The sequence below is a fragment of the Shewanella sp. genome, assembly GCF_041630135.1.
In the GTDB taxonomy this organism is placed as follows: domain Bacteria; phylum Pseudomonadota; class Gammaproteobacteria; order Enterobacterales; family Shewanellaceae; genus Shewanella.
The window spans coordinates 1-9,643 of the sequence record NZ_JBFKLW010000097.1; the positions used below are offsets into that span (position 1 = coordinate 1).

Consider the following 9,643-nt stretch of genomic DNA (forward strand, 5'->3'; position numbering starts at 1 on the left):
ATACATCAAAAGCCCGCCCTGATAGCCGCCAACATGGGGAAACACGCTCGCCTTATCGTAACCCTCGCCGTTGCGGTCCGGATGACCCATATAGCGCTCGGTGTAATGGGTATCGTATAGCTTCCAATCGGTCACAGGGGCCCCCGAAATGGCCGCTTTAAAGTGGCTTGGCGCCTTAAAGAGACTCATCAGCGCCATGTACCCGCCATAGCTGTGACCGTAAATCGCCACCTTATCCCCTGCCACAAAAGGCAGCGTGCGCAGGTAATCCACCCCGGCCATCTGATCGCGCACCTCGGCATCACCAAGGCTTTGGTAAATCACGTACTCAAATTGGGTGCCGCGGTGCGCCGAGCCGCGGTTATCCAGTTGAAACACCAGATAATCCTGTTGCAGCAGATACTGGGTAAAGTAATCCTGCTCGCTCCAGCTGTTGGTTACCAGCTGAGCGTGGGGGCCGCCGTAAACCCGCACCACCACGGGATACTGCTTGCTGGCATCGAAATTCACCGGCTTGAACAGGCGGTAATACAGTGCCTGACCATCATCGGCCTTCAGAGTGCCAAACTCGGGCAGCTGCCACAAACCGGCAAAGGGATGCAGTGGGTGGCCAGCTTTGACGGCGTTCTCTTCCACCCAAGCGAGATGCTTACCGGCCGAGTCGTGCAAACTCACCTGCGGCGGTTGAGAGAGGCTGTTGAAGTAATCCAGATACACAGGGCTGTTTTCAGCAAACACTGTGCCGTGCATACCGGCTTCGGTTGAGAGCCGTTCAATCTCGCCGCCCTTGAGGCTCACCCGGTACAGATGCCGTTCGGTGACTTTATCTTTGCGACCACTGAAGTAAACAACCGATTCCTTTTCATCCACATAGGCTATTTCATCCACGGTCCAGTCGCCCTTGGTCAGCTGACGCTTCACCTTGCCTTTGGCCTCGAACAGGTAAATATGGCTGTAACCATCACGCTCTGAAGTCCAAAGGAAATCGCCGCTATCCTTTAAAAAGCGCAGGTCGTTATTGAGGTTCACCCAGGCCTTGCTGGTTTCTTTTACCAGCAGCTCTGTCTTGCCGGGGGTTGCAACCGCCACTTTACGCAGCTCAAGGGTCTGCTGGTCTCGACTCTGCCATTGGAAGCTGAGCTCAGTGCTGTTTGGCAGCCACTTAACCCGCGGCAGGTAAATATCTGTCTCTTTGCCCAGCTCCACCCAGTCGGTCTTAATGCCATCGAGGCTGACAATACCGAGCGCGATTTCCACGTTGGCCTTGCCGGCATAGGGATAGCGCTGCTCGGTAAGCTTAATGCCGTCGGCATAAATTTCATTGCGGGTTACCAGCTCCACCGGTGACTCATCGATACGGGTAAAGGCAATGCGCGCTTCGTCAGGAGACCACCAGTAGCCGGTCATGCGATCCATTTCTTCCTGAGCCACAAATTCAGCCATGCCGTTTTTAATGGCGCCGCCACCGTCTTTGGTCAGCTGCGTCAGAGTATTGTTTGCCAACTCATACACATAGAGGTTTTGATCCTTAATAAAGGAGACATATTTACCCTTGGGCGACAGCTTGGCGTCGGTGGCAAAACCTTCACCGGTGGCGAGCAGACGCACATCGCCGCTCTTGGGGGTAAAGTAATACAGCTGGCCGGCGGCCGGGATCAGCAAGGCGTCACCATCTTTGGCCCAGAAGTATTCCATAATGCCCTGACCGTAGATGCGCTGACGCTCACGGCGAGCCTTCTCTTCATCGGAAAGCTCGCCCCCCGCCAGTTTGTCGGCATCCAGCAGCAGGCTTACCTTGCCGCTCGCCACGTCCATCTGCCACAGATCGTAAAAGTGTTGATTGTCGTCGCGGCCTTTCAAAAAAGTGATCTTGCTGCCATCGGGGGACAGCGCCAGACCACGGGGGCTGCTGCCCGCCAATGCAGGAGAGGCATACATGCGCTCGATTGCCAAAGATTCAGTCCCAGCGCCCGGAAATGCCGGCGCCGCCTGGATGGTGGCCGCAACGCCCGCCAACATCAATGAAGCCACGATTTTTTTAATCATTGTTTTTTCCATGTGTGGTTCGTGAGGTGTATGTCATAGCAGTTATCAACTGTGAGCCGACCATTCTGCCCGAAAACTTTGCCACTGCCAAAGCAATAGCCAATAGTAAAGCCACTGAAAATATCACCAATCTCGGTTATCATTAGCGCCAGAATTATTCCAAAGACCTCCCCAAATTTGTCTAACCAGAAGGACACAAGATGCAGACCCTGTCCCAATCCCTCAAACAAAGCGCGATCAGCGAGGAGCTTGCCAGCCTGTTAACCGTGCTGGCCAACAGCTCCAAAGACATCAGCCAGGCAGTCCGTCGTGGCGCTCTCGCCGGTGTACTCGGCGTAGCCGGCACCGAAAACGTGCAGGGTGAAGATCAGAAAAAACTCGACGTTATCACCAACGACATGCTGAAAGACGCATTGGCTGCCCAGGGCTCGGTGAAGGCGCTGGCCTCCGAAGAAGAAGATGAGATAGTGCCACTGGCGCAGGATGGCCAGTTTCTGGTGTGCTTCGACCCACTGGATGGTTCATCCAATATCGACATCAACTCACTGGTGGGCACCATTTTCTCGGTGTTGCCGGCCCCAGGCGGTAATGTAAGCGAGCAAAGCTTCCTGCAATCCGGCCGCAAGCAGCTGGCCGCAGGTTATGTGCTCTACGGCCCATCTACCATGCTGGCACTGACCACGGGCCAGGGCGTGCAGCTCTTTACCCTCGACCCGGTCAGCGGCGACTATCTGCTGACGGTAGATGGGGTGCAAATAAGCAAAGACACCGGCGAGTTCGCCATCAATATGTCCAACCAGCGCTTCTGGGAGCCCGGCATGCAGGCCTATATTGCCGACCTGATTCAGGGCAAAGAAGGCCCGCGCGGCAAGAACTTCAACATGCGCTGGATTGCAGCCATGGTGGGCGATGTGCACAGGGTGCTGTGCCGCGGCGGCCTGTTCACCTACCCCACGGACACCAAGGACCCGAAAAAGCCGTTCAAACTGCGCCTGATGTACGAAGCCAACCCCATGGCATTCTTGGTTGAGCAGGCGGGCGGCAAAGCCAGCACAGGCTATGAGACCATTCTGGATATAGCGCCAAGCGAAATTCACCAGCGCGTGGCGGTAATTTTGGGCTCGGCCAACGAGGTTGATGCCTGTCTGGGTTACCACAAATAAGGCGCAAGTTAGTCTTTAGTGCAATGGCGGCGGCCTTTGATTGGCAAGCCGCCAAATCGCGCTATAATACGCGCCAACCGATTTTCTGAAATCTGATTTCAAATACCGTTAAAGGATATGCAAATGAGCTTGAATGCAGTGCCAGCGGGCAAATCCCTGCCAGATGATATCTATGTAATCATCGAGATCCCACAGAACCACGATCCTATCAAGTACGAAGTGGACAAGGACAGCGGCGCCCTGTTTGTTGACCGCATCATGACTGCTCCTATGTTCTATCCTTGCAACTACGGTTATGTGAACCAGACTTTGAGCCTGGATGGCGACCCGGTTGACGTGCTGGTACCTACCCAGTACCCACTGCAGCCTGGCAGCGTGATCCGTTGTCGCCCTGTTGGCGTGCTGAAAATGACCGACGAGTCAGGTGAAGACGCCAAAGTGGTTGCTGTTCCGCACGAGAAGGTGTCCAAAGAATACGGCCACATTCAGGACGTGAACGACCTGCCAGCCCTGCTGAAGGCTCAGATCAAGCAGTTCTTCGAGCACTACAAGGATCTGGAAGTTGGCAAGTGGGTGAAGGTTGAAAGCTGGGAAGACGCCGCTGCTGCCCGTGCAGAAATCCTTACCAGCGCCGAGCGCTATAACAAGCAAGCCTAATCGGCCTGTTTGCGATAAATTGCGTAAGAGCCGACCTCAGGGTCGGCTTTTTTATCATCCACAGCTTATTGCCAGTGCACAACGCCTGCAGCTTTCAATGTCGCCGACTCAGATTAAAATATTTCAAAACAATAAATTAACATCGATAGCTACAACCTCTGCAGCACATTGAACAATATTTTGACGACTGTCAAAAACCCCAATAATCCTCATATTCAACATGCATACTCTGCTCTAGAATCGGCTAACTATTTCTTTATAGGTATACAGGATGTACACAGTACTGCGGAGCTTCGGTGCCCTGTTAATTTTTAGCCTTCCTCTGAACCAGATACAAGCGGCACCACTGACAATGCTCATCAAACAAAACGATGTGCAACTCGAGCTCTTGTGCGAATCACCCGGGATATTGTCTGTTACCGTCAGTATGCCCAAAGTATTTGCACTGAATAAGGACAAAAGCTGTCTGCTGCTAAAAAGCCCAAACGGGTTAATCACCAAACTTGAGGGCGAATCAAGCATCCGTAAATTTATCACTACATCCAATTCAAAATGGCTTTCCAAGCTGCTTCAAAGTGATCAAAGCGACATCGCGCTTGAAACCATCTCTTTTCGAAGTGGAAACAGTGTTGAAGCACCGTTCAGGCTGACTCCGGTACGCAAAGAACTAACCGCGTTTGCAACCAGTTGTGAACTCCTGAAGTAAAAAAGCCGCCCTTGGGCGGCTTTTTACTCATGCAATATTTGCCTTATCCAGCCTTAGTCATCATCACTGGCAACCTGATGTGGGCGCTCGGTCTGATCGACAATCGTCAGTACAGCGGTATCGCCAACAACATTACAGGAAGTCAGTACCATATCGATAAGCCTATCCAGCGCGGCCACCAGCGCAAAGGCTTCCACCGGCAAGCCCATCTGGTGGATAAGCACGCCAATCATCACCATGCCGCCGCCGGGTACGCCACCGGCTCCTACCGACAGCAAAAAGATACTGAAAATTAACGCAGGCAATTGCTCCATGGTAATAGGCATACCAAAGGCGTTGGCGATGAAGAAAATGGCCACTGTGATATAAATGGACACGCCGCCCATGTTCATGGTCGCGCCCAGCGGTACCCCAAAACCGGCCACGGCGCGGTTTACCTTGAGCTTCTCGGTAAGGGTTCGCATGGTCACCGGAATGGTGGCATTGGAGCTGGCGGTAGAGAGGGAAAACAGGATTTGCTCCTGGGTCTTCTCGCGAAACACGCTGGCCTTCACCGGGGTGAACAGCTGCACCGCATAGGGGTAAACCACGAAAATCCACAGCAGCAGCAAGCCAAGGATCAGCACCAGATATTCCATCACGCTGAGGAACACCCCGGCTTCCAGGGTAGCGCCCAATTTGAACATCAGCGCACCAACACCGATAGGGGCCAGATACATCACCACCGAAATCAGCTTCATCATGATTTTATTGGCGGTCTGGAACGCCGATACGGCGCCGGTCACATGCTCACCCAGCGACTTGATAACGCCTCCAAGCAGCAGTGCCATAAAGATAACCTGCAGCATATTGCCAGACATAAATGCCGCTACCGGATTGCGGGGCACTATGTCTACCAAAAGTGCCATCAGGCTCGGCAATTCGGTGGCAGTGATGGCAAGCTCTCCCCCACCGGTCATGTCTACACCCTTGCCGGGTTCCAGCAGCAGCGCCACTGTCAGTGCCGCAACAATCGCCACCAGAGTGTTGATGATGTAAAAGCCGAAGGTCTTGCCTCCGAGGCGGCCAAAGCTGGAGAGATCTTTAAGCTCACACACGCCACAAACGATGCTGACAAACACCAGAGGTACCACCAGCATCATGATCATGTTGACGAACATGGTGCCAAGGCCGGAGGCGATTTCAACCAGGGTGCCAGAGAAGAAATTGATATCGTGCAGCACATACTGCACCAGAGTGCCGGACAGGAGTCCGATAGCTAGGCCAATGAAAATCCTGGCCGACAGAGATTTGAACATAGATTGCGTGCCTGTGTTGTTATTGTGTCTGGAGTCTCAGCCCCGTTCGCTTCCGGATAGTGAAACATGCCAGCCGCAATTTCAACGAAAATGTATGAACACAATCCTGCAACCGCCCCCAAATTAACGAGTAAAGCAATGATTTATTTAGACTAATTCACCAACCCAAAAATATCCCTTTTTACACAGGCGCAGCCAATTTAACCGCAGGTAAACACTTTCAAAACAAGCACTTAAAAATACTCAGCACATAAAACCAAACGCAGCAAATATATCAGTCAATAAAACCAATATTTATCAACCAATCTATTGAAATCGCTGACTCAATCCCCATCACCAGCCCAGCACGCCATGTTACAGCCAATAAAAAGGCCACCCTGAGGTGGCCTTGGCTGAACAAGGGGATTAACTGAGCCACAGCTCCACGTCGCGGATAATGAAGTTGCCGGTATACACAGGATGAGGCTCACCCAAAGGCTCCAGTTCGAAGAAGGATTTATGCTCTTCGCTCAGGCCCTCAAAGCCGCCAATCACCTGATAAATCCAGCTTTCTGAATCCCATGGCAAGGCTTTTTCCTGCAGGTATTCCAGCGCCGACTGGCGCTTGCCCGAATCTATTACCGCCACAAAGTAGTCTTCCACATCCTGCTTGAGCGGGTTTTCCGGAATATCGAAGTCTTCCGCCGCACTCAGCACCACGCTGGTTTCTGCCGCCTTGGTTACAGGCTTTAGATCGAGGCGACTGATGGACTTGATGCGCGCCACCATTTCCATCAGTTCCTGCTCCAGGCTCTGGTTATGCACATCCACATGGGCATCGGCCAGCATGGCCTCGGCGCGGTTAAACAGCATGGGCACCTTGCGGTGAGCCACATGATCCATCGGCTCGTAGTCAGGGTGCATATCTGTGTACAGAAGCCAGCCCCTGAGCAGCCTGGTACGGCCCTGAATTTGGCGGAAGCGACCAAGCAGTTCAAGGAGCCTCGCCTGCACCACACTGAGCTCCTGAGTACAGTCACTCAGGGTCTCCTGCAGGGTGGTTACCAGCAGTTTTCGAAGCTCACGGATATCAGAGGCGATTTCCCCAAGTTCGCTGAACTGAAACAGCTCCAGGCCATTCAACAGCTCAGACACCTGGCTCTGGGCCAGTTCGTTCTCACGGATTTTGGCGCTGATGGTACCGACATAACCGAATTCGTTGTTAATCCGCCCCCACAGTACGCGGATGGAATAACGAAGGTTTTCGGTAAAGGCGTACACATGCTCACTGAGGTCGGCCAGATACGCCTCGGCAGCGCTGTAGTCAGAGTGGCTGCGCGCCTCCTTGTAGTGGTCGGCCAGGGTCTTGATGGTGGCAAGCGCCGAACCTACGTTGGCATTAATCTGACGATTGCGCTCATCTTTAAGCCCCTCTTCGAGCAGCGCCCGCACGCTGCGGGTCAGCCTTAGGCCCTCGTCTTCCTCTGGGCGCCACAAAATGCCCGCCTCGGTGAGCTTTTTCAGCACACCGGTATCGGCGTTGGCCTCGTCCACGGCGCCGCTCAGGTACACATCCATCACAGTCTCGGCGTGGCGGCCAAGCATCCTCAGCAGCCGCACCCCGGACTGGTGCAGGTTGCTGCTCATATCAGCTCCCTCTGGGTGGCGGTTTCGGCCTGCGCCTCCAGGTTCAGGCCTTCAGTTTCATCGATAAAGCGAATCACTTCATAGAGATAATCAAGCTTACCCGTGGCGATGTAGATTTGTTTTTCCACATTGGGGCGAGTAAGGAAGCCAAGCTCCACCAGACGTTTGAACACCAGCTTAAGCTGGGCATCCACATTAGTTGAAGTGGATCCAAAAAGCCGGTACTGGCTGAGTTTGCCAAGCTGCTCGCGAAACGCCGGGGTCTCTTCGATACGGCCCTGGAGTTCAGTCAAACGCACAGGTGCGCCTTCGGTAAGAGGCGCATCCTGGCCAGAGGCCTCCTGCACCAACACCAGCCACTCCACCAGCGGAATGAGCGCCTGGCAGATATCCTTGAACTGGCTGGAAATCACTTTACGCTCTGCCTCACCCAACTGGGCATAGCCGCAGAAAAACACCTCGCCTTCGCCGGCGCTGGCAACAGTGCGGTTGATTTGGTTGAGGTAGGTTTCGATACGCTCGCGCACGGCAGGCGACTTGAGCGCACGCCAGCCGTCTTCGTCAGTCACGCGGCAAATAAACTCGCCCCGCAGCAGCCGTTCGATGAGGGCGCCATGACCCACAAGACCTGCACCAGTTCCTGAAAAGTTTGCCTCAGACATTACACCGCCTCCCTGGAAATACGGCTGGCCAGCTTATCGGCGATGGGGTTGCTCTTGGGCTTCACCACCTGCAGCTTGCGGGTTTGCTTGTTGATGATATAGCGGTTTTTAAACAGGCTCAGCACCTCAGACTCGGGGTTCGGGAAGGCCCCCAGCACCGAGATATTGTTGTTCTCGCAGGCATCGAAAATCTTCTTCACGTTGTTGTGGTGCAAGGTACCCAGCTCGTCGATGGGCCAGTGCACTGTCACCTGGGCCGAGCCCCGCAGCAGGCGGGTAAAGGCCAGCAGGAACTTACACAAAATCAGGTATGCCATACCGTGGCTTGAGGATTCATTCAGCTGACGGTCGGTGCGAATAATCAGATCCGAGTTGCCTTCACGCAGACGCAGCTCGATTTCCAGCAGCTTGGCGATACCGCCACTGAGCGCCGCCTTGCCGATGATATCCAGCGCCCGGCGCATACTGTTGGTGTAATGCTCGTCCGGCAAACCGGCAAAGCCATCGCTCTTCCAGCGGCGGAACGCGGCCACAAACACTTCCAGCTCAGGCCAGAACTCAAGCTCACTGATGCGCGAGCGAATACGTACCGCAGATTCAGACACCCCGTCGAGGAACAGTTCCTCGCCCACTTCACGGGTGATGCGGGCACTTTGGGATGCGATACGGCGGTCAATATCCGCCAACACGTCGTAGAAGGCGGTGAGATCCACCCCGAAGATCCGGCCCTGCTCCCGCAGCGCCATAATCGACTGGGGCACCATCACGTTCAAAAGCTGCTCCAGACTTGGCACCAGCTTGCGGTAATCCAGAATACGTATGCCCTTGTCGTTAATGGAGGTGGCCTCTTCCCGGGCACGCTCCCAGGTTTCGGCAAGGCCAGAGCCCGACTTGGCGGCAATCACGGTATCGAAGTGCTCGACATACTGCTTCACCGAGCCCACCAGATAGTCGCGTTTGAGCAGCAACTCTTCACCCTGACGCAAACGCTCGCCAATACTGCCCTGGGCCTCATCGTCGGTGGGCGAAAGCTTAAGGTCGGCCAGTTTACGCAGTAATGAGCGCAGCTTGGTGAGGTTTTCCGAGGCTTCCACCTGGGCGGCATCGGAGGCCTTACGGCCCGACTCCAGTTCGCTGCGCTGGGTTTTCACCTCAGCAGACAGTCGGGCGAGCTGCTGCTCCAGCTCCGATTGAGCGCGGCGCACCTTGGCCAGCTCCTCGGCAAGCCGTGGCTTGCGGCTAAGCCAGGTATGCTGATACCAGTCTTCGTAGCGCAGCACGTCGGCGCGGCGGCCTTCGGCATCGGCAATCTTGCGCTCGAGGGTGCGGATATCGGCCTTCAGACCCACAATCTTGTCTTCGTCCACACCGCGGGACTTAAGCTCGTTTTTGTACCACTGCTCACAGGCCTTGGTTTCGGCCTTGGCGTTGGCACGGCGGCTCTCGATACCTGTCTTGACCGAAGCAATCTGGGCATCCAGCGCA

General features: G+C 54.6%; 8 protein-coding genes. 3 read left to right on the forward strand and 5 right to left on the reverse strand.

Annotated features, from left to right (window positions below; translation table 11 throughout):
• A partial coding sequence (locus ABYK60_RS17745) for a DPP IV N-terminal domain-containing protein (protein ID WP_372873334.1) occupies positions 1-2,046 on the reverse strand: 2,046 nt, incomplete at its 3' end.
• Positions 2,047-2,246: 200 nt separating this feature from the next.
• Between ABYK60_RS17745 and ABYK60_RS17750 the strand changes: the two genes are divergently transcribed.
• The 3 genes from ABYK60_RS17750 (at position 2,247) to ABYK60_RS17760 (ending at position 4,572) form a co-directional block, all read left to right on the forward strand.
• A complete protein-coding gene (locus ABYK60_RS17750) occupies positions 2,247-3,209 on the forward strand; it encodes a class 1 fructose-bisphosphatase (RefSeq protein ID WP_372873335.1) in 963 nt (320 codons plus the stop codon).
• Positions 3,210-3,332: 123 nt separating this feature from the next.
• Positions 3,333-3,866: an inorganic diphosphatase gene (ppa, locus tag ABYK60_RS17755; RefSeq protein ID WP_011758716.1), complete on the forward strand. Its 534-nt coding sequence runs from the start codon at positions 3,333-3,335 to the stop codon at positions 3,864-3,866.
• Between the two features lie 271 nt (positions 3,867-4,137).
• Positions 4,138-4,572, forward strand: coding sequence for a hypothetical protein (locus tag ABYK60_RS17760; protein ID WP_372873336.1), 435 nt, complete (start codon positions 4,138-4,140; stop codon positions 4,570-4,572).
• Between the two features lie 53 nt (positions 4,573-4,625).
• On the opposite strand, the gene ABYK60_RS17765 is transcribed toward ABYK60_RS17760, so the two are convergent.
• The 4 genes from ABYK60_RS17765 to ABYK60_RS17780 form a co-directional block, all read right to left on the reverse strand.
• The gene (locus ABYK60_RS17765; protein ID WP_372873337.1) at positions 4,626-5,870 is read right to left on the reverse strand and encodes a dicarboxylate/amino acid:cation symporter; all 1,245 of its coding nucleotides are present in this window, start codon (positions 5,868-5,870) and stop codon (positions 4,626-4,628) included.
• 405 nt (positions 5,871-6,275) lie between these two features.
• Positions 6,276-7,496 (reverse strand): phosphoenolpyruvate carboxylase, encoded by a 1,221-nt coding sequence (locus ABYK60_RS17770; RefSeq protein ID WP_372873338.1) that lies wholly within the window; start codon positions 7,494-7,496, stop codon positions 6,276-6,278.
• The gene (locus ABYK60_RS17775; protein WP_372873339.1) at positions 7,493-8,158 is read right to left on the reverse strand and encodes a hypothetical protein; all 666 of its coding nucleotides are present in this window, start codon (positions 8,156-8,158) and stop codon (positions 7,493-7,495) included. The genes ABYK60_RS17770 and ABYK60_RS17775 overlap by 4 nt, the downstream gene beginning before the upstream one ends.
• The coding region (locus ABYK60_RS17780) for an ATP-binding protein (RefSeq protein WP_372873340.1) at positions 8,158-9,643 on the reverse strand (1,486 nt) is incomplete at its 5' end. The genes ABYK60_RS17775 and ABYK60_RS17780, both read right to left, overlap by 1 nt.

Excerpts from the sequence above, each read along its gene's own strand:
- ppa (WP_011758716.1), top strand. The coding sequence starts at position 3,333 with ATGAGCTTGAATGCAGTGCCAGCGGGCAAATCCCTGCCAGATGATATC.
- ABYK60_RS17760 (WP_372873336.1), top strand. The coding sequence starts at position 4,138 with ATGTACACAGTACTGCGGAGCTTCGGTGCCCTGTTAATTTTTAGCCTT.
- ABYK60_RS17765 (WP_372873337.1), bottom strand. The coding sequence starts at position 5,870 with ATGTTCAAATCTCTGTCGGCCAGGATTTTCATTGGCCTAGCTATCGGA.
- ABYK60_RS17770 (WP_372873338.1), bottom strand. The coding sequence starts at position 7,496 with ATGAGCAGCAACCTGCACCAGTCCGGGGTGCGGCTGCTGAGGATGCTT.
- ABYK60_RS17750 (WP_372873335.1), top strand. The coding sequence starts at position 2,247 with ATGCAGACCCTGTCCCAATCCCTCAAACAAAGCGCGATCAGCGAGGAG.
- ABYK60_RS17775 (WP_372873339.1), bottom strand. The coding sequence starts at position 8,158 with ATGTCTGAGGCAAACTTTTCAGGAACTGGTGCAGGTCTTGTGGGTCAT.